Source organism: uncultured Aquimarina sp., from assembly GCF_947496855.1.
Classification (GTDB): domain Bacteria; phylum Bacteroidota; class Bacteroidia; order Flavobacteriales; family Flavobacteriaceae; genus Aquimarina.
The window spans coordinates 31,189-53,069 of sequence record NZ_CANMED010000003.1 but is presented as its reverse complement, the minus strand read 5'-3'; the positions used below and the strand labels follow the sequence as shown (position 1 = coordinate 53,069).

Annotated in this window: 15 protein-coding genes; 10 read left to right on the top strand and 5 right to left on the bottom strand. The window is 33.5% G+C overall.

Annotation, left to right across the window (positions count from 1 at the left end; translation table 11 throughout):
• Position 1: 1 nt before the first annotated feature.
• A complete protein-coding gene (locus tag Q0921_RS09740) occupies positions 2–1,405 on the top strand; it encodes a fibronectin type III domain-containing protein (RefSeq protein ID WP_299256251.1) in 1,404 nt (467 codons plus the stop codon).
• 76 nt (positions 1,406–1,481) lie between these two features.
• On the top strand, positions 1,482–3,860 hold the full coding sequence (locus tag Q0921_RS09735) for a hypothetical protein (RefSeq protein WP_299256249.1): 2,379 nt from the start codon (positions 1,482–1,484) through the stop codon (positions 3,858–3,860).
• A 44-nt stretch (positions 3,861–3,904) separates the two neighbouring features.
• Here the strand turns inward: Q0921_RS09735 and mnmE are convergent, their stop codons facing one another.
• The gene (gene mnmE, locus Q0921_RS09730) at positions 3,905–5,296 is read right to left on the bottom strand and encodes a tRNA uridine-5-carboxymethylaminomethyl(34) synthesis GTPase MnmE (protein WP_299256247.1); all 1,392 of its coding nucleotides are present in this window, start codon (positions 5,294–5,296) and stop codon (positions 3,905–3,907) included.
• Between the two features lie 276 nt (positions 5,297–5,572).
• On the opposite strand from mnmE, the gene Q0921_RS09725 reads away from it, so the two are divergent.
• Together Q0921_RS09725 and Q0921_RS09720 are read left to right on the top strand one after the other, a co-directional pair.
• A complete protein-coding gene (locus Q0921_RS09725) occupies positions 5,573–7,999 on the top strand; it encodes a T9SS type A sorting domain-containing protein (RefSeq protein ID WP_299256245.1) in 2,427 nt (808 codons plus the stop codon).
• A 195-nt stretch (positions 8,000–8,194) separates the two neighbouring features.
• Positions 8,195–8,533 carry a DUF4870 domain-containing protein gene (locus Q0921_RS09720; RefSeq protein ID WP_299256244.1) on the top strand — a complete coding sequence of 113 codons (339 nt, stop codon included), beginning with the start codon at positions 8,195–8,197 and terminating at the stop codon, positions 8,531–8,533.
• Positions 8,534–8,640: 107 nt separating this feature from the next.
• Here Q0921_RS09720 and Q0921_RS09715 read toward each other — a convergent pair whose 3' ends face one another.
• Together Q0921_RS09715 and Q0921_RS09710 are read right to left on the bottom strand one after the other, a co-directional pair.
• Positions 8,641–9,927 (bottom strand): ammonium transporter, encoded by a 1,287-nt coding sequence (locus Q0921_RS09715; protein ID WP_299256242.1) that lies wholly within the window; start codon positions 9,925–9,927, stop codon positions 8,641–8,643.
• Positions 9,928–9,966: 39 nt separating this feature from the next.
• Positions 9,967–10,305 (bottom strand): P-II family nitrogen regulator, encoded by a 339-nt coding sequence (locus tag Q0921_RS09710; RefSeq protein ID WP_299212522.1) that lies wholly within the window; start codon positions 10,303–10,305, stop codon positions 9,967–9,969.
• A gap of 436 nt (positions 10,306–10,741) precedes the next feature.
• Between Q0921_RS09710 and gltB the strand changes: the two genes are divergently transcribed.
• Both gltB and Q0921_RS09700 read left to right on the top strand, forming a co-directional pair.
• A complete protein-coding gene (gene gltB / locus Q0921_RS09705; RefSeq protein WP_299256240.1) occupies positions 10,742–15,241 on the top strand; it encodes a glutamate synthase large subunit in 4,500 nt (1,499 codons plus the stop codon).
• Positions 15,242–15,253: 12 nt separating this feature from the next.
• On the top strand, positions 15,254–16,717 hold the full coding sequence (locus Q0921_RS09700; protein ID WP_299256239.1) for a glutamate synthase subunit beta: 1,464 nt from the start codon (positions 15,254–15,256) through the stop codon (positions 16,715–16,717).
• Between the two features lie 275 nt (positions 16,718–16,992).
• On the opposite strand, the gene Q0921_RS09695 is transcribed toward Q0921_RS09700, so the two are convergent.
• The gene (locus tag Q0921_RS09695) at positions 16,993–17,727 is read right to left on the bottom strand and encodes a LytTR family DNA-binding domain-containing protein (RefSeq protein WP_299256237.1); all 735 of its coding nucleotides are present in this window, start codon (positions 17,725–17,727) and stop codon (positions 16,993–16,995) included.
• A gap of 9 nt (positions 17,728–17,736) precedes the next feature.
• On the bottom strand, positions 17,737–18,897 hold the full coding sequence (locus Q0921_RS09690) for a sensor histidine kinase (RefSeq protein WP_299256235.1): 1,161 nt from the start codon (positions 18,895–18,897) through the stop codon (positions 17,737–17,739).
• Positions 18,898–19,144: 247 nt separating this feature from the next.
• Here Q0921_RS09690 and Q0921_RS09685 point away from each other — a divergent pair, with 247 nt between their 5' ends.
• From Q0921_RS09685 to Q0921_RS09670, 4 genes are read left to right on the top strand one after another with little or no spacing between them, the layout of a single operon-like run.
• Complete coding sequence (locus Q0921_RS09685; RefSeq protein ID WP_299256234.1) at positions 19,145–20,080, top strand: DUF4440 domain-containing protein; 936 nt, start codon at positions 19,145–19,147, stop codon at positions 20,078–20,080.
• Positions 20,081–20,117: 37 nt separating this feature from the next.
• Entirely contained in the window at positions 20,118–21,200 is a 1,083-nt protein-coding gene (locus Q0921_RS09680; RefSeq protein WP_299256232.1) for an alpha/beta hydrolase-fold protein, read from the top strand.
• Positions 21,201–21,222: 22 nt separating this feature from the next.
• The gene (locus Q0921_RS09675; RefSeq protein ID WP_299256230.1) at positions 21,223–21,690 is read left to right on the top strand and encodes a hypothetical protein; all 468 of its coding nucleotides are present in this window, start codon (positions 21,223–21,225) and stop codon (positions 21,688–21,690) included.
• Between the two features lie 30 nt (positions 21,691–21,720).
• Positions 21,721–21,864 carry a hypothetical protein gene (locus Q0921_RS09670; protein ID WP_299256228.1) on the top strand — a complete coding sequence of 48 codons (144 nt, stop codon included), beginning with the start codon at positions 21,721–21,723 and terminating at the stop codon, positions 21,862–21,864.
• Positions 21,865–21,881 lie beyond the last annotated feature (17 nt).

The window sequence follows — 21,881 nt, the reverse complement described above, 5'->3', positions numbered from 1 at the left end:
TATGAAAGTAAAAAGTATGCGTTGCTTACTAATGTTGTTGTTTTTTATGTCATTAACTCATGCACAGGTGCTGCCAGTGAAATCAACGGTTCAGTTAATCCCACCATATAGTTTAAGATTGTCGGATTATAGTACAGCAACTTTAGACAGGATATATTTGAATCTTCTACTGGTTGACCTAGTAGAACCTATACTCCAGGTTCGGCTTAAAATGTACATAGAAAACAGTACAGGATTATCTGTCCAGAGTAGAGATTTTGTAGCGGGTGCTAATCTAATAATCCTAGAAGGAGGTATTCCCACAAGACTGGGAAATATCGATTTACAACCTTATTTTGAATTAAATAATCTTCAAGGAATAACTCCTGATCAATATAATGCCACATTACCAGAAGGTTTGTATAGAGTTTGTTTTGAGGTTTATGATGTAGCATCCGGAAGGAAATTGTCTCGGAAAGATTGCACTACCGTATATTTAGTTCTTAACGATCCACCTCTATTAAATTTACCTTCGAGAGGAGAGTATATCGTAACGAGAAATCCGCAAAATATTTTTTTTACTTGGACACCTAGACATCTAAATGCAACTAATGTTTCTTATGAATTTGAACTTAAAGAATTATGGGATCGTAATTCAGATCCACAAACAGAGTTTTTAAAAAGTCCAGCATTGTATCAAACTACTACAAATGCGACAGCATTATTATATGGTCCTGGTGAGACCCAACTATTACCGAATAAAATGTATGGATGGAGGATAAGAGCTTCTGTAAACGATGGTATTAGTAAAGCTTCAATATTTAAAAATGATGGGTATAGCGAAATCTATTACTTTACATATACAGATACCTGTGATGAACCTAAATATGTATTAGCAGAGTCACAAGGAATTACTAAAGAAAATATTACTTGGCAGATTTCTGATCACGAACTATACCAAGTACAATATCGAAAAAAGGGATCACAGAATGATTGGTTTAAAGGGAATACTAAAAATAGTGTGATAACAATATATGATCTAGAACCTGGAACTACTTACGAATATAGAGTAGGAGGGCAATGTATTGTAGATGGACCTTTTGTGTATTCTCAAACGTTAGAATTTACGACTACTATAGCGGCTTCTGAGAATATAGCTTCAAATTACAATTGTGGTATACTACCTGATATCGAAATTACTAACCAAGAACCGTTATCATCTCTTGATTTAAGTAAAGGTTTTAAAGCTGGAGACTTTGATGTAGTACTGCAAGAGATTAGTGGTGGCAATGGGGTTTTTAGTGGTAAAGGATATATCACAGTGCCATATATGCGTGATGCAAAAATTAAGGTGGACTTTAGTAATATTAAAATAAATACAGAATATCAATTAATTGAGGGAATAGTAAACACTACACAACAATAAAATAATCAATAGATATTATTACTATTTGGGACTCATATAACGCATATGCCTACAAACGATCAAAATTAGTAGCGATTTGAAAAAGATATTCCTTTTTTTATTCTTACCAGTATTTTCATTTTCTCAGAATATAGATAATCAGTATATAACTAACATTATAAAAGGGGATCCTTTTAAAGTTAGTGGTCAGATATCGGCTAATAGTGTTTATTATAATGCTAATAGAGATTCAAATCGTATGCCATTGACTTATTTTCTTCAAGGAGTACTAAATGTCAGTTCTTTTAGTTTTTCAATGCCTATTGAGTATAGTTTTTCTAATCAAGGTGGAAACTTGGATTATGAACTTCCTTTTGATTATAACACCTTAAGTTTTCATCCATCATATAAGTCTATAACGGGACATTTAGGAACAATCACTATGAGTTTTTCTCCATATACTATGGATAATCATCAATTTACAGGAGGTGGAATTGATTTCACTCCTTCAAAATCTTTGGTAATAAATGCAATGGGAGGAGAACTTCGCAAAGGAATAAATGATGATGGAAACCCTCAAACAACTCCTTCTTACAGTCGTATGGGTTATGGTTTAAAAACATACCTAAGAAGAGGTAAATACAGTATTGGGTTTATTGGTTTTTATGCCAAAGATGATAAGAATTCTATAGATTCTATTCCAGAAGCAAGAAATATATTACCTAAAGAGAATCTAGTTTTGAGCGTTCAAGGAGAGATTAAAATTGCTAAAAATTATATCATTGAAGCAGAATATGCTTCTACAGCAATTACTCAAGATGTGCGAGCCAGCAATTCAAGCATCACAGGATTTTCTCCCGCAGGTTTTTTTTTAAATAATCATACTTCTACACAATATCACCATGCAGTAAAGGCTAGACTTGGATATGATCTAAAGTCTGTTAATCTAGGAATAGGTTATGAACGTATTGATCCTGGGTACGAAACCTTAGGAGCATATTTTTTTAATAACGATTTTGAAAATATCACCCTCGATCTCGCTAATACTTTTTTTAAAAATAAGTTGTCAATATCTTTAAATATTGGTTACCAAAGAGATAATTTAGATAATGCAAAAGTTAATAGTACGAATCGTACAATAGGATCTATCAATGCGCAAGCAATACTTTCAGACAAAATCACACTAGTAGGGTCATATTCGGATTTTACAACATATACAAATACAAGACCTAATCAATTTGACGATGTTAATGATGCAGATTTGTTAGATGAACAAATAGAAGAATTAAATTATAGACAATTATCGAGAAACGCTACATTATCCATGAATTATTTAGTGTCAGTAAAGAAAAAGTCAACCCAAAATTTATCTATAAATTATGCTTTAAATGATGTTGCTAATGAACAAGATGGTAATGTGCGTTTAGGCGATGTTTCTAGTTTTCATAACCTAAGCGCAGCACACACTATTAATTTCGCAGAAGATAATTTATCTATAAGTACGGCGGTAAATGCTACCTATAATACCATAGGTAGAGAAGAAACTACAACTTGGGGTCCTACCCTTGGTGTCGGAAAGCGTTTTTTTAATAAGAAATTAAACTCACGATTCGGAGCTTCATATAATCAATCTAATGGAATATCTGGAAATTCAAAAATCGCAAACTGTAGAATCAATTTTGGATACGTTCTATTAGAGCACCACAACTTTAACCTAAATGCGATACAGCTTTTTAGAACTACAGATCAAAAGGATAACTTTACAGAATTTACGGCTACTTTTGGTTACAACTATACTTTTGGATTAAAAAAGCCAAAAATTAATTTTAAGAGAAGAGAAAGAGTACAAGGAGACTCTATTAAAATTAGATATAGGAAATACTATTTTGAAGGACTACCTAAAGAAATAACACCAAAATTAACGGTTATTCCAGTGGATGAAGGTTTTAAACATCTTATTACCAGAAAAGAGCAGGAGCTTAATAGGTTGGAAGAGCAACTAATTGAAAATCAAGAGAAAGATAAGAGAGTATATAAAGAGGTTGCTTTAGCTTATCTCAAGAAAATGGATGCTTACTTTGATTTTATTGATTTTTACGATAAAAAAATATTGGAGTCCTATCAAAAGTTAGTTACTGAGGCTAGGTTAGCAGATAGACAGTTAAGAGATGAGTATATAGTTTTGACAGCTAAAATAAATAGCTCGGAACAAAAAAATCAAGAAGATTTAGAGCGTCAAAATATACTTGAAAAACGATATGAATCTCACACCAAACTTTTGAACTCGCTAATTAAATGGAATTTAGAGAAACAGGATGTAGAAAATCCTACTGGAGAAATTAAAATTCTTAAAGAACAAAATGCTTCAAAAGTATTTACCATGTACCATAAGAAGAAATCCGAGAAGGATATTGTAGATTTTATTGAAATACAATTGGCTGATTTATATCATAAGGTTTTAACGAGAGAACCTTAGTTACCTTTCCTTCAGTTAAATAAAATTATAAAAGATTATCTAGGCTACTTCCCAATACAGAAATTAGCAAAAATATTACCCAATAAATCATCCGATGTGATTTCACCTGTAATTTCACCAAAGTGATATAAAGCCTGACGAATATCAATAGCCATTAAGTCTCCAGAAATGCCATTATCAATACCATATTGTACTTTCTGAATTTCTTCGAGCGCTTTTAATAGAGCATCATAATGACGAGAATTGGTAACAATGGTTTCATCATTACGTAAGGCTCCCGTATTGACAAACGCTAAGAGTTTGTTTTGGAGTTCATCTACACCAATATTTTGTTTGGCCGATAATAAATGAATATTCTCGATTTCTGTAGTAAGACTTGAAATTTGAGACTTTTCTAATCTATCGATTTTATTAGCAACAACAAGTAAAGGTTTTTGAGGATATTTATTTTTAATCTTACCAATTTCAGTTTTTAATTGTTTTAAACTATCAATGGTTAACTCTGAACTATCTACCAAATAAATTACTACTTGAGCTTGTTCTATTTTCTCAAATGTTTTTTTAATACCAATACTTTCTACCACATCTTTGGTTTCTCTAATACCAGCAGTGTCAATAAATCTAAAACCAATACCACCAATATTTATTTCGTCTTCAATAGTATCACGTGTAGTTCCTGCAATTTCAGAAACTATAGCGCGTTCTTCGTTTAGTAAAGCATTAAGCAATGTGGATTTACCTACATTAGGCTCGCCTACAATCGCTACAGGAATACCATTTTTAATTACATTTCCAACAGCAAAAGAATCTATTAATCGTTTTAAAACCTTTGTGATTCTTGATATTAAATCTTGAAACTGTGATCTATTTGCGAATTCGACATCTTCCTCAGCAAAATCAAGTTCTAATTCTATTAATGAAGCAAAATTTAGGAGCTCATCTCGTAGTTTTTTGATTTCATTACTAAACCCACCGCGCATTTGTTGCATGGCAATCTGATGAGAAGCTTCAGAATCAGAGGCAATCAAGTCAGCAACTGCTTCAGCTTGCGAAAGGTCAAGTTTTCCATTGATAAAAGCACGTAGCGTAAATTCACCTGCATTAGCAATTCTACAACCTTTACGAAGTAATAATTGAATGATTTCTTGTTGTATATAACTAGATCCGTGACAAGAGACTTCTACCGTTGGTTCTCCTGTATATGAATTTGTTCCTTTAAAAAGAGATACTAATACTTCATCTAAGACACGTTTACCATCCAATATATGACCTAAATGTATGGTATGACTTTTTTGTTTATTAAGGTCTTTGCCTCTAATAGAACGAAATAAAGGAGCACAGATACCGATTGCATCGCTTCCAGAAATCCGTATTATAGCAATAGCACCTGCTCCTGCAGGAGTAGCCAAAGCAACTATAGTGTCTTGTGAAATCATATTTTACTTATGAAAGTACAAAAATAGACATAATATAATCTTACATTTCATTTTAGACTTCAAACTTTTTTGTAAACAAAATTTTCTTCCTTACTTTTATTGCTGGGATTGAAATTTAATAGATTTCGAATAAAAAAATAAGAGGAAATAAGAAGATGAGATTTAGTAATTTCTAAAATACATCTGTATGGAATATTTGTTTAGGAAGTAACTAATCCTAAACAGAATTGATTTAGTAACTAAATTTAATTTCTATATACTAAAACTTTTATTTTTATGAATTTTCACAGCACAAACTCATTTAATAATAGGAAACCGTTATTAAAACTCAAAATTATTGCTGCCGTCTGTGCAGTATTTATGCTAATTCCTTTTGTCAATTATGCTCAGACACAGAGTTTAGCGAGACATGAGACTCCTTATAATTTGACACTAAAGTCCGATGGGACCATTAATAAAAATGGTACTGAAGTAATTACTCAAGAAGTTTCAGAAACAGGAGCGACTTGGTTACGTTTATTTTTTAAGGATGTAAACTTAGGTAATAACAGTACTCTAACGATAACTTCAAAATTAGATGGAGCTACACAAACTTTAACTACCCAAACCATAAAAGATTGGAATAATTCCAGTGCTTATTTTAATGGTGACGCAGTTACAGTTACATTATCGGTAGCTTCGAATGAAAGATTAGCAGGAATTAACATTTCGGCATTAAGTGTGGGAGAGTTAGATCCTACTATCAAATCGCAATGTGGTTCTAACGATGATAGAGTAGATTCTGCCGACGACGCTATTGGTAGAATTGTTCCTATAGGATGTACCGGTTGGATTATTACGAATGGTAAACTAGTTACAGCTGGTCACTGTGTGGGTAGTAGAGCTGAGGTAATTGAATTTAATGTACCAAAATCAAATCCTGATAGAACTATAGTTCATCCAGGACCAGAAGATCAATATCCTATCGGAAATTTTGTTTCTCCTTATCCGGGGAGCCCAAGTCAGGCAAATGACTGGGCAGTTTTTGACGGTTTTGCTAATTCTCAAACAGGTCAAACACCAATTCAAGGACAAGGGGCATCGTATAATGTAGTACAAGACACACCAGGATCAAATATTACCATAACTGGTTTCGGAACGGATACTGGAATTGATAATCAAACACAACAAATTCATACAGGACCATTAAGTTCTACGACAAATACTTTTGTTAGATATAGAGCGGATACTACAGGAGGAAATTCTGGTAGTCCAATTATTGATACCGCTACAGGAAATGCGGTTGGGGTTCATGCTTATGGAGGATGTTCTGGATCTGGAGGATCTAATTCTGGAGAGAGAGCTACGATACCAGCTTTCTGGAACGCAATGGGATTAGGAACACCACCGCCACCTCCAACAGAGGAATGTACAGGAGATGTTTCATCTTTTCCTTATAGTGAAAGTTTTGAAGGATCTATTGGTGCTTGGTCGCAATCAACTAATGATGATATTAACTGGACCGTGAATTCTGGAGGTACACCTTCTAGCGGAACAGGACCAAGTGGAGCAGTAGATGGAAGTTCTTATATTTACATAGAAGCATCTGGAAATGGAACAGGATATCCAAATAAACAAGCAATTTTAAATGCTCCTTGTTTAGATTTTAGTGGAGCGTCATCGCCAATATTAAGTTTTCAATATCATATGATTGGTGATGCTGTCGGTACATTAGATATTGAAGCTAGAACTAATAATACAGGTAATTGGGCTAGTGTATTTAATAGATCAGGAGCGCAAGGAACAGATTGGAATACGGCAAGCATTGATCTTTCTGCATATGCAGGAAATTCTAGCGTACAATTACGATTAAATGCTGTTACGGGAACTAGCTGGCAAGGAGATATTACAATAGATGATTTAAGTATCACAAACGGAACAACACCTCCACCACCAACATGTGAATCATTGAATTTTAATGATTTTAATATCAATGGTTTTTCTAATCAAGACTCAGCAGGAAACTTTTCTGTAGGTAATGGAGGAGCATCGATATCAATGACTAATAATACTTGGAAGTTTATTGCGCTTAATTATAATGTAACATCAAATACGGTTATAGAATTTGACTTCAGCAGTACAAGTCAAGGAGAAATTCATGGAGTCGCATTTGAAAATGATAACACATTAACTTCTACGAGAGTTTTTAAAGTTCATGGAACCCAAAATTATGGAGTAACCAATTTTGATAATTATTCTAGTGGTACTATTACGTATACTATTCCTGTTGGTAATTTTTATACAGGAAATATGGATAGATTGGTCTTTGTTAATGATAATGATGCAGGTAGTGGTAATACTTCTGTGTTTTCTAATGTGAAGATTTATGAAGGTTCTTGTGGTCAATCTGCTAGTGCAGAGAGTTTAGTGGCTGATTTAGAATCTGCTGAAGCAATATTAGGAGATGAACCAGAAGGTATTTTCTCTGATGTAAGTATAGCTCCAAACCCAACTCATAATAATTTCTCTATCCGTTTGAATTCATCTGTTAAAAAGGCAAAAGCTACAATATTTTCTGTTTTAGGTCAAAAACAAGTTCAGATAGAATTGCAATCAGGAGTGAACACGATTTCTGCTGAGAATTTGTCACTTAGACAAGGTATTTATTTAATCCAAATAGAAAACGATGGTGAGTCTATAACCAAGAAATTGATCATTAACTAACCAATAAATAAACAATAAACAATAAACAATAAATTTTAAATTTAGTTATAGATGAAGCATCCCGAATTTTCGGGGTGCTTTTTTTTATAAAATATTTTTTACCAACTGTAACATTTTATTAACTTTTTCGTCATATAATTAAAGACTGCTAATTTTATTAGCAATTTTAATCATCAATCAAAAACCAAAAAAATCATGAGAAAAGACAGATCATTATTAGTTATTACCCATTTATCCCAGTTGTTAGACTTAGTAACTGGGTTTGGAGGATTCATAGTGCCATTAATATTATGGTTAACACAGAGAGAACAAGTATTGGCAATGGATAACCACGGAAAATCAATAATGAATTTTCAAATTAGCATGTTTATCTATGCAGTAGTCTGTGTGCCATTAATATTATTATTTGGAGTAGGAATTTTAGGATTAATTATAATAGGTATCTTATGTTTGGTGTTTCCTATAATTAATGCAATCAAAGCAAGTAATGGAGAAGAACCATCTTATCCTTTATCAATGGAGATTATAAAGTAATAATGGTTATGTAAATTAAATAAAAGGTATATAAATTAGAAAAGGGGTATATGATGTTTTTCATATACCCCTTTTCTTAAATTTTGTTTCTATACGAACAAAATTTGTTAGCTATCGTCTCCATAAGCAGAAATACCATGCTCATGTATGTCTAAACCATCAATTTCTTCTTTTTCAGATACACGTAGTCCAATAGTTTTCTTAAGAATAAAAAGTACTACAAAACTTGCTAGAACAGTCCATCCAATCATAGATAGAGAACCAAGCGCTTGAACACCTAATTGTTTAAATCCACCTCCGTATAACAATCCACCTGCAAAATCATCTCCTGGTAAGGCAAAAACACCCACAAGTACTGTTCCTAAAAAACCACAAACACCATGTACAGAAATTGCTCCCACTGGATCATCAACTTTTAATTTTTTGTCTATAAATTCTATTGATAAAACTACTACTAAACCAGATATAATACCTATTGCAGCAGCTCCAGCAGCACTAACATTACCACACCCTGCTGTAATACCTACAAGACCTGCTAAACATCCATTTAGAGTCATAGAAATGTCTGGTTTCTTGTATTTTATCCAAGTAAAAAATAAAGCTGTAATGGAACCTAAAGCAGCAGCTAGGTTCGTGTTTATAATCACACTACCTACCGCAATAGAGTCGCTACCACCAAATGCAAGTTGCGAACCTCCATTAAATCCGAACCATCCTAGCCAAAGAATAAGTACACCCAATGCACCTAATATCATATTATGTCCAGGAATAACATTTATTTTACCGTTGTCATATTTTCCTATTCTTGGTCCAATTAATATGGCAGCTACTAATCCAGCAAATCCACCTACAGCGTGAACTATGGTTGATCCAGCAAAATCAATAAAACCAAGATTGTTTAACCAAGCTTTATCATCAAAAGGCCATAACCAACTTCCAGAAATAGGATAAATAATTGTTGTTAATACAGCCGAGAAAATAAGGTAAGTCGAGAATTTTGTTCTTCCTGCTACAGCTCCTGATACTATAGTTGCTGCAGTAGCACAAAATACAGTTTGAAAAAATAAGTTATGCCAGTCATCTTGTTTGAAAAATGCGAGATCAAAAGGATCTCTCATAAAGCCCCCTAAAATTGTATCTCCTCCATACATAATTGAGTATCCCACTACCCAGAACATTAAAGAACCGACAGCAAGATCCATAAAGTTCTTCATAACAATATTACCAGCATTTTTAGAGCGGGTAAATCCTGTTTCAACCAAAGTGAATCCTGCCTGCATAAAAAATACTAAAATAGCAGCAATAAGAATCCACAAAATACTTAGATCTGCATTAACGCCATCTACAGCAGCCTTGACTGCCTCTTGCACTTCTTGTTGTTGTATATTGTTCATAAATTTTTAGTTTTTAAGTTGATCATTTTTTTAATAAATTTAAGATAAGGTTATTCCACCTTTCTCAGAAGTACGTATTCTGTAAGCTTCTTTAATGTCGGATACAAAGATCTTTCCATCACCGACCTCACCTGTTTTTGCTGCTTCTAGAATTGCTGAGATTGCAATTTCTTCGAAATCATCATTCACTATAATTGATAAATAACGTCTTTGGATATCAGTAGTGCTATAAGATATACCTCTGTATACACTTCCTTTCTGTTCGTTCCCAACTCCAGTAACATCCCAATAAGAAAAGAATGTGATGCCTTTGTCATGCAAAGCTTCTTTTACAACACGATATTTTGATCTTCTGATGATTGCTTCTATTTTCTTCATAAAGACTAAAAAGTTAAAATTAATGTTAAATCTGTGTCAAAAATATGCGAATTACTTTTTAGCCACCAAATTTTGACGGGTAATTGCTATATTTTTATCATTTTAAAATATTTACCCCCTAAAAAATTAGGGGTACATATTTTTTGAAGAAATAAATAAGGATTTCGCAGTAATACATTTTAGTTTTTATACGAAAACGTTTTCATAAGAACTATTTGATACTAAATTGCTGTAATCCCTTATATTATTTGAGTTTTTTATGAAAAAATGCGTTATCGAATTCGTAATTAGAAGTCATTATTTTGTGATTATTTTATTGAAACTTGTGTTTTTTTAAAGAGCTAAGAAAAGTAATCCTTAAAGCTTCGTTTTTCTTTTTCCTTCCTTAAGGTTTTGTTAATTTCAACAACTCGAAACACTTTAGATCGGAAATAATATGAAGAAACAAGGAATGTATCTACCAGAATTCGAACACGACGCATGTGGTGCCGGATTTATTTGTAGCTTAGAAGGAAAAAAGTCTAATGATATTATTCATAAGGCACTTGAGATTCTGGAGAAATTAGAACATCGTGGAGCAGTAAGTTCAGATGGAAAAACCGGAGATGGAGCTGGAATACTTATCGATATTCCTCATGATTTCTTTGTAGAAAACTGTAAGTTTGATTTACCTGAAGCTGGTGAATACGCCGTGAGTAATGTGTTCTTGCCTAAAAAAGAAAACCAACGTCAGTATTGTATTGATACTTTCGAAAGAAATATTACCGATCAGGGACTTGTTCTTTTAGGATGGAGAGATGTTCCAGTGGATACAGTACATTTAGGAGAAATAGCAGCAACAACAGAACCTTTTATAAAGCAAATATTTATAGGTAAGAATAATAATAAGCAAAGCTATTTTGATTTTAATCTAAAATTGTTTACCGCTCGAAAAGCAACGGAACACGAAATATATAGTTCTAAATTATCAGAAAATAAATTTTTCTACCTACCCAGTTTATCAACAAAAACTTTAATTTTTAAAGGTCTTTTGATGCCCGAAGACATTAAATTGTACTACACTGATCTTATGGATCCGAAAGTAGTGACTAGATTAGCGTTAGTGCATCAGCGTTTTTCAACGAATACATTTCCTACTTGGGATCTGGCTCAGCCTTTCCGATATATGTGTCACAATGGAGAGATTAATACCTTAAGAGGTAATGTTACTAGAATGAGATCCAGAGAAGAATTATTGGAAAGTGATTGGTTTGGAGAGGATATTAAAAAAGTGTTACCAGTTGTTCTGAAAGGTAAATCAGATTCTGCATCTATGGATATGGTAGTAGAATTATTATTGATGACAGGTAGATCATTACCAGAAGTGATGATGATGATGGTACCAGAAGCTTGGGAGAAGAATCCAGAAATGTCTGAAGCCAAGAAAGCATTTTATGAATATAATTCTTGTGCTATGGAACCTTGGGATGGACCAGCTTCCATTCCATTTACGGATGGTAATTATATAGGTGCTGTATTAGATAGAAATGGATTGAGACCTTCCCGTTATTCTGTTACTAAGGATGGGTATGTAATTATGTCCTCTGAAACAGGAGTAGTAGATTTAGAGCCTAGTAATATTCAGTTTCATGGACGATTGGAACCAGGAAAAATGTTTCTGGTTGATATGGGTGAAGGAAGAATTATTAATGATGAAGAAATAAAAGAAAAAATAGCATCTCAGCATCCTTATAGAAAATGGTTAGATTCTAACTTGGTGCACCTTAAGGATATTGCATATAACGATTGTCCATTATTCTTAGGAGAAGAAACAATTTCTAAACGTAAAGAAGTATTTGGTTATACTCAGGAAGATATAGATACGATTATTGTTCCGATGAGTCAGTTGGCTAAAGAGCCCATTGGATCTATGGGATCAGATACTCCAATAGCGGTGCTTTCAGAAAGATCGCAACTAATTTATAATTATTTCAAGCAGTTATTTGCGCAAGTAACGAATCCTCCACTAGATGGAATCCGTGAAGAATTGATTACAGATATAAGTCTCACCCTGGGTGCAGATCATAACATATTTGATATCAATGAAAAACACTGTAAGAAATTAAAAATTCAGAATCCTGTCATTTCTAAAGAAGATTTGGATAAGATCAAAACATATGCAGATAAAGGCTTTAAAGTAACTTCGGTTCCTATTCTGTATAACGTTCATAGAGGTCTTAATGGATTAGAAGATGCATTGGAAGATACTTTAAACAAGGTCTCCGAAGCTATTAATGAAGGCAGTAATATTATTATACTTTCTGATAGAAATGTAAGTAAACATAGAGCTCCAATACCTGCATTATTAGCTTGTTCTTTTGTTAATAGTGGATTACAGAAACTAGGGAAACGTTCTCAGGTTAGTATTATCATAGAATCTGCAGAACCAAGAGAAGTACATCATTTTGCGTTATTATTTGGATATGGTGCCAGTGCTATCAATCCATATATGGTAAATGAAATTATAAAAGAACAGATAGAGGATCATAACATTACAGATTTAGTAGCGGAAGAAGCAGTCAATAATTATAACAAAGCAGTTGGAAAAGGAGTGCTGAAAGTAATGAACAAAATAGGAATTTCGACATTGAACTCCTACCGTAGCTCTCAGCTTTTCGAATGTATTGGTATAAATACTAAAGTAGTAGACAAATACTTCCCAAATACGGCAACACGTATTCAAGGAATTGGATTGTACGAAATAGAGAAAGAAATAGCTAAGCGACATAAAAGAGCATATGCAGAGAGAGAAGTGGATGCAATGTTGGATCTGGAAATAGGAGGTCAATATAGATGGAGACGTAATGGCGAAAAACATCAATTTAATCCGTTATCTGTAGCTAAACTTCAAAAATCTGTTAGGGATAACGACCCTGAAACGTATAAGGAATATGCAAGTTTGATCAATGAACAGTCTAAAAGTCTAATGACAATTCGCGGATTATTAGAATTCTCTAATTATGATCCAATTCCATTAGATGAGGTAGAGCCTTGGACAGAAATTGTAAAACGTTTTAAAACCGGAGCCATGTCTTATGGATCGATTAGTAAAGAAGCACACGAAAACCTTGCAGTTGCAATGAATCGTATAGGTGGTAAGAGTAACTCTGGAGAAGGAGGAGAGAATCCATTACGCTTCTATAAAGATGTAAATGGTGATTGGAAAAACAGTGCAATAAAACAAGTTGCTTCTGGTAGATTCGGTGTTTCGTCAAATTATTTGACGAACGCAGCAGAGATCCAAATAAAAATGGCTCAAGGAGCAAAACCAGGAGAAGGAGGACAATTACCGGGGCCTAAAGTAAATCCTGAGATTGCTAAAACACGTAACTCCACTCCATATGTTGGATTGATTTCGCCACCTCCACATCACGATATCTATTCGATTGAAGATTTATCACAGTTAATTTATGATTTAAAATCAGCAAATAGGAATGCTAGAATTAATGTGAAATTAGTATCAGAAGTAGGAGTAGGAACTGTTGCGGCTGGTGTTGCCAAAGCAAAAGCAGATGTTGTATTGATATCTGGTTTTGATGGAGGAACAGGAGCATCACCCTTAACTTCATTAAAACACGCAGGTTTGCCTTGGGAATTAGGAATTGCCGAAGCACAACAAACACTTGTAGGTAATAATTTACGTAGCCGAATAGTATTAGAGTGTGATGGACAGTTAAAAACAGGTCGTGATGTAGCGGTAGCTTGTTTATTAGGAGCAGAGGAATTTGGTTTTGCTACCGCTCCTTTAGTCGCATCAGGATGTGTGATGATGCGGGTATGCCACTTAAATACATGTCCAGTAGGTATTGCAACTCAGAACCCTGAACTACGTAAAAAGTTTAAAGGAAAACCGGAACATGTAGTAAATTATATGTATTTCGTTGCTCAGGAGTTAAGAGAGATTATGGCGCAACTTGGTTTCCGAACTATCAACGAAATGGTGGGACAAGTACATAAATTAGATCGTAAGCAAGCTATTGAACATTATAAAACTGCTGGAGTTGACCTTTCACCAATATTACATCAGGTAGAAGCACCCGAAGGAGTAGAAGTATATAATTCAGAAAAGCAAGATCACTGTCTAGGGAAATCGATAGATTTCGAAATTATTGAACAGGCACATCAAGCATTATTTAGAAAAGAAAAAACTACGCTGGACTTTGATATAACCAATACAGATAGAGCAGTAGGAGCAATCCTTAGTAATGAGATATCTAAAATATATGGAGCACAGGGATTACCGGAAAGTACACTAAAATTAAATTTCACAGGTGCCGCAGGACAAAGTTTTGGAGCTTTTGCAACAAAAGGATTGACAATGATCGTAAATGGTAATACGAATGATTATCTGGGGAAAGGACTTTCTGGAGCTAAGTTAATTATAAAAGTACCTGATGAAGCTACTTTAGTGCCGGAGGAGAATGTGATTACAGGTAATGTTACTTTATACGGCGCTACCGATGGAGAGGTTTACATTAATGGTAAAGCAGGAGAACGTTTCTGTGTACGTAACTCTGGAGCTAGAGCAGTTGTAGAAGGTATCGGAGACCACGGATGTGAATATATGACCGGTGGAGTTGCAGTAATTTTGGGAGAAGTTGGTAGAAACTTTGGAGCAGGTATGTCTGGAGGTATTGCTTATATCTATGATGATAAAAAGACATTCGAAGCGCATTGTAATAAAGAAGCATTAAATCTGGATCCGGTCGAACTATCAGAAGATGTGATCGAATTAAAAGGCTTAATAGAATCGCATTACAACGCGACTTTAAGTCCATTGGCGCAAAGAATTCTGGAGAATTGGGAAAACGAATTACCAAAATTCATTAAGATATTCCCAGAAGAGTACAAGCAGGCTCTAAAACGATTAGAAGAAGAAAAATTAGCACAAGCATAAACGATAAGAAACATGGGAAAGATAACTGGATTTTTAGAATTTGAAAGAGAGATAGAACAGTACCAGCCTGTTAAAGATCGTATACAAGGATATAATGAGTTTACAGTTCCAATGGAGGAAAGTAAACTCAAAAATCAAGGAGCAAGATGTATGGATTGCGGAATCCCATTTTGTCATAGTGGATGTCCGTTAGGAAATCTTATTCCAGATTTTAATGATGCTGTGTATCGAGGTAAATGGGAAAAAGCTGCTAGTATATTACATGCTACAAATAACTTCCCAGAATTTACGGGAAGATTATGTCCTGCACCTTGCGAGGAGGCTTGTGTTCTAGGAATTAATGAAGATCCAGTAACAATAGAAAATATAGAAAAGAATATAGTCGAAGAAGCTTTTAAAAATGGATGGGTAATTGCTAATCCACCCAAAGAAAGAACAGGTAAAACTGTTGCTGTGATTGGATCAGGACCAGCTGGATTAGCAACAGCACAGCAATTAAACCGCGCAGGACATTTAGTTACTGTTTTTGAAAGAGATGAAAAAGTAGGAGGGTTGTTACGTTATGGGATTCCTGATTTTAAGATGGAAAAGAATGTTATTGATCGTCGTGTTGCTGTTTTAGAAGAAGAAGGTATTGTATTTAAAACAAATACTGCTATAGGAAAGGATATCAAAGCGGATGAATTAAAAGCTGATTTTGATGCAGTAGTGCTGTGCACAGGAGCGACCGTACGTCGTAACTTACCGGTAAAAGGATCTGATCTAAATGGAGTAGTTCAAGCCATGGATTTCTTACCACAGAACAATCGAAGAGTTGATGGGATAAAAGATTTAGGCAAAGAGATTTTGGCAACTGGCAAGGATGTGATTGTAATCGGAGGAGGAGATACCGGATCTGATTGTATCGGTACATCAATCCGTCACGGAGCTACATCAGTAACAAATTTCGAAATTATGGGAAAAGGTACTATAGAACGTCCAGCCAATCAACCTTGGCCATTTTGGCCTATGCGTTTACGCACAAGCTCTTCTCATCAGGAAGGAGCAGAACGTAACTGGAGCATTTCTACAAAAGAATTCTTAGGAGATGAAAACGGAAATCTTAAAGGACTAATAACATCTCAGGTAGAATGGGTAAAACAAAAAGGTCGTTTTACATTAAAAGAAATTCCAGATACTGAGAAAGAATGGAAATGTGAACTAGCGCTATTAGCGATGGGATTCACCGGATCTGAACCAACGATTGCAGAGCAATTAGGAATTGATATGGATGCTAGAACAAATATAAAAGCTACTGAGGATGATTATGCGACCAATGTAAAAGGTGTTTTTGCTGCAGGAGATACGCGTAGAGGACAATCATTAATTGTTTGGGCAATAGCAGAAGGTAGACAAGCTGCGTATCATATAGATACCTATTTAATGGGTAGCTCTAATTTACCGCTTAAAGGAGATGGTGATTTGCCGAGAGTTTAATTTAATCAAAGTGCTATAAATTAAAAGGCTGCTAATCAAATGGGATTAGCAGCCTTTTAATTTTACCTTAAAAAACCACCTGCTTAGCTGGTGTCCATGTTATGGTGACTTTGCCTGTTTTAGACCTGTCAGGTTTTGAAAATCTGACAGGTCTGGCCCATAATGTGAACCTAATTTATATGTTGTTCATTCCCCTTTTAGAGGCTTTATAAAGCCACCTTCTTAGAAGGTGTAATTTTACTTACTATTGATAGCTTTTTAGTCATATACAAAAATTACTTTTTCAATATTCTATCATTTACTATTTTTTCCATAACCGATGTTCTATAGTTACGTCCTAAGGGAATGTAATGTAAACCAATTGTTATTCCTTCTGTATCTACGGCTTCAATTTTATGAACACAAACAATAAATGACTTGTGGACTTGCATAAAAATATCCGAATCTAATTGCTTAGCAACTTCTTTAAGAGGAATTAATGAGAGATGTTTTTTTCCATCGGTAGTGTGAAAAGCTACATAGTTTTGCATAGACTTAATAAAGAGGATATCATTAAAATATATTTTTTTATAAGTACTATCACATTTAATAAAAACATGATCTGGCATCGAATTATCTTTATTCTGAGTAGTGCTAGTTTTGTTTTGTGTCAAAAGATATTGTTCTTTAACCTTGCAAACGGCTTTAAAAAAACGTGTAAACGTAATAGGCTTTAATAAATAATCCATAACATCCAGATCAAACCCCTCTAAAGCATAGTTCGGAAAAGCAGTAGTAATCACTACCATTGGTTTTGATTTCATAGATTTTAAAAATTCGATTCCATTCATTCTAGGCATTTGTATGTCTAAAAAAAGAAGATCTGCTTCGTGCGCATTTTTAACCTTGGTGATTTCTAAAGGATTATTACAAGACCCTTGTAGTTCTAAAAAGTCCACTTCGTTGATGTAATTAGAAATACATTCTCTGGCTAAAGGTTCGTCATCGATTACAATACATTTTAAAACCATAATTTCTTTTTAAGAATGCAATGAAGTTACTGGAACAATAGGTACTCCGTTTAAAACAGAGGTCGTATTTAATTTTAAATGAAGTCTTATTTTGTATACTTCCTTAGTTTTTTTTATGGACAGTTCATATTGGTCTTGATATACTAAATCCAATCTTCTCTGTACATTTTTTAATCCTATTCCACTGTTTTTCATAAGATCATCAGGACTATTTTCTTCTTGATTAATTATAGTATTCCCTATTTCGAATAAAACTTTTTCTTCAGAAAAACTCAAATGTATGGAGATCCAATTTTTTTGATCTTGACCTTGTGAAACATGCTTAAAAGCGTTTTCTACAAAAGGCATCAAAATAAAAGGAGCGATAGCAACATTACCATATATTTGATCTTCAATGTTAGTGCTAACTTTTACGGTGTTATCAAGTCTTAATTTTCCCAAATCAATAAAATTCCTTAGGTAATCGATTTCTTTATCTAAAGGAATTTTGGCTTCGTTACATTCATATAACTGATAACGCATAAGATCTGAGAAATTGGCAAGAGATTCTGAAGCCATATCGGGATTCTTATGAATTAATACAAAAATGGAATTAATGGTATTGAACAAAAAGTGGGGGTTGAATTGCGATTTTAGAAATTTGAGTTCGGTTTCAATTTTTTCTTTTTCCAATAATTGCTGCCGTTGTTGTGATTTAATCCAGTTTTTTGCGAATTTAATACTCATGGCAAGAGTCATACTCGCCAATGTAGAAGATAAAGGACCTGATTTTAATAGTGAAACAAAAGTTTGATCACCAAATAATTCGGTGAGAGTAGTATTAGCAACATAGGCTGTAACGAAATATCCGGACGTAATTATCAGAACGGTAATGCTTGTGGTGAATGCAAATAAAAAGAGGTACTCCGGATATTTTCTTTTCTCCAAAAATTTAGGAATTAAATAATATAAATTGAAATAAACAGCCGCTGCCTGAAAAACAAAATAAAAAAGAAACTTTGTAGTATACGGTGAAAAGAAAATATTAATAGCCGCTTCTTTGGCACTACCAATACCAATGGTCCACCACATATAGTGGTATACAAACCAAAATAATAGATGATGTACTTTATACCGATATAATCCGGTAAGTAATTTAGAATTCTTTATAACTTCCAATTCTATACGCATAAAAGGTATTACTTAAGACTTAGTAAAATAAGAAAATAGTTTTTAAACACAGAGAGGAGTGTTGATTTATTGACCAATGTATTCAAATTATTGACGAACTGCTTTTAGATCTTACTTTAGATAAAATTATAGCGGTAAGTGATACAATTTTGTTGATCATCAATTGTCGATTGGGTTTTATCAATTCTAGTCATTAATGTTTTTGTCTCCGTAATATTTTAGTTGAAAACAACTAAAAAATAAATCTATGTGGTATATCAGAAATAATTTTTTCCTCCTAACTTTAATTTCCGCTAGTATTCAGTGTGTAGTTGCGCAAACGGAATCAATAACTAATGAAAGTATTGAAGAAGCATACCTAAACAAATTCATAGTAGATTATAATAAAGGAATGCTTTCAGCCAATCCAGAAGATATCGTAAACTATTATTCAGAAGATATTCGGTTGATGCCAGCTTTTCAAAAGACACTTTTAGGGAAAGAGAATGCCTTACCCTATCACAAAGCCTTTTTTGATCGATTCGATGTTTTAGAATATAACAGAGAAACTATAGAAACACTGGATTTGGGGGGTCAGCTTTGCGTTTTAGGAATTTTTACTATCAAAGTAAAATTAAAGGCTTCAGAAAAAGTAGAAGAACTCAAAGGGAAGTATATAGACATATGGAAAAAAGAAAGTGGCAAACTGTTCCTTATTTCAGAAATTTGGAATTATAATCATCATACACCATTAACCGATGATTTACGTTTTCATAATCTTCCAGGTGTCGTAATTGCGTTTCAACCACACCTTCCTTTAGATACAGATATTAGATACGAAATTGGTGCATTAGACCAATTATTAGAAACAGTAATTAGACAACATGACCATATATCCTGGTCAATGGCTTATGATCAAGATGGTATTTTTTTATACAGTTATCAACCAGTTTATTACGGAAGAAAAGAATTGGATCCTTTTATAGAAAAGCATATGAAGGAACTTCCAATATTTGAAAAATTAGATGTACGAAACGATCGGATAGATGATTTTGGGACTTATGTCGTGGAATACGCTAGTCATATAGCAAATTGGAGAAGAGATGATGCTTCGGGTATTAGTACCGGTAAAGGAATTAGAATATGGAAACGACAACCCAACTGTTCATTAAAAATTTTCAGACAAATAGCTACCTATGATTAAATTATTAAAAACAACTTATTAATCTATTACTATTGTTATGAAACACTTCAAAAAGTTTAAAGTTTTTTCTTTTAGAATATTTATTGGTCTTTTTATCATTCCATTTTCATCAAAAACAGTTGCTCAGTATCAGATGAAAGGAAAAGTAATTAATGACACTATTTATTCTAAAGTTTTAACTGTTAATAAAATAGAATTAAATACACGCCGAAATATTAAAATTTACCTTCCGCCTGGTTATTCATCATCAAAAAACAAATATCCAGTAGTCTATTATTTCCATAGTTTGTTTGAGAATCCTAATCATGTTATTTCTAATCATAAAACTCCAGAAATTATAGATAAGAGTATTGCTAAAAATCAATCAGAAGAGTTCATTTTTGTGGTTGCAGATTTCACATCACCCACGATAGGAAGTCTCTTTGAAAACTCGGAAACAAGTGGTTTTTGGTTAGATTTTATAAGAAAAGAACTGGTTCCTTTTATAGATCAGAAATATAGAACGATTTCTGATAAAAACAGTAGAGCGGTAATTGGTCATTTTATGGGCGGAAGAGGAGCACTAAAGGTAGCTATGACGTATCCAGAAATCTTTAGTATTGTCTACGCTTTGCATCCTGTAGCGACTGGTTCAGGATACTTACCAAGAGCTTCATTAGATATTGATTGGAATATAATGCACACTGCTAAGTCTTATAAAGAAATTGAAGGAACAGGAAGAACCCAAATTTTTGCAAGCATCTGCCAGGCATTCCTCCCAAATCCTAATAGACCACCATTTTATTGTGATTTTTTGTTCGAAAAAGATGAGAAAGGAATATTAAAACTAAATCCAAAAAATGTAAGGAAAGAACAAAAAGAATTTCATTTGGATGAAAAACTAGACGAATACGTAGATAATTTAAGAAGCTTAAAAGCGATTGCATTTGATTGGGCAAGATTCGATCAGACACAAGCACATGTTATTTCCAACCGTAGATTCAGTAAAAAATTAATGGATATAGGTGTAGATCACGAAGGAATTGAATTTGTTGGAGATCCCTGGAATAAGTATTGGGGAGATAACGGACGTATTGCAACTAGAGTCTTACCTTTTTTGAATAAACACCTTAAATTTTAATGAACACTCAAATTATAAGAAAATGAAAGGTAAGTATCTGTTAATGAGTGTAATATTGCTATTGCTGTTCATGCAATGCAAAAATTGTTTAGAAACTTCAAATTATTATAATAAACAAGATCAAAAATCAGTACATGCTATTTTAAAAATATTAGACGATCATAGTATTTCTACTGAAGATAAAATGGATGTATGGGTGGATGATTTAGTTCATATGGCTCCCGGTCATCCTATAATTACTGAAAAAACCTCGTTAATCAAACACATCAACAACGAAAAACAATATGGTACTGCTGAAATGAAACACGAAATGATTGAGATGCATTCATATGATCAAATTGTTGTAATGCACGGTAAGGTGAGAGGAGTTTTTTTTTCAGCTAATAAGGATGTTTCAGATAATTTTGAAACTAAAAACATATTTGTTTTCAGAAGGATGAAAGATAATTCTCTAAAAATCTGGAAAGTAATTTTTAATATGACTTCTTAAACAAAATTCAGAATTTTAAAAGACTAAATAATGAAGAAGTATATATGCTTAGTTATTGCCTTAGTAGGACTATTAGCTTGTCAGAACTCCAAAAGTTATAATTCTGATAGATCTGAACCTTCAGTAAAAATTGAAGATCTTTTAAAAGCGCACAATCAAAAAATAATTCACTGAGAATACAGAGACAAATA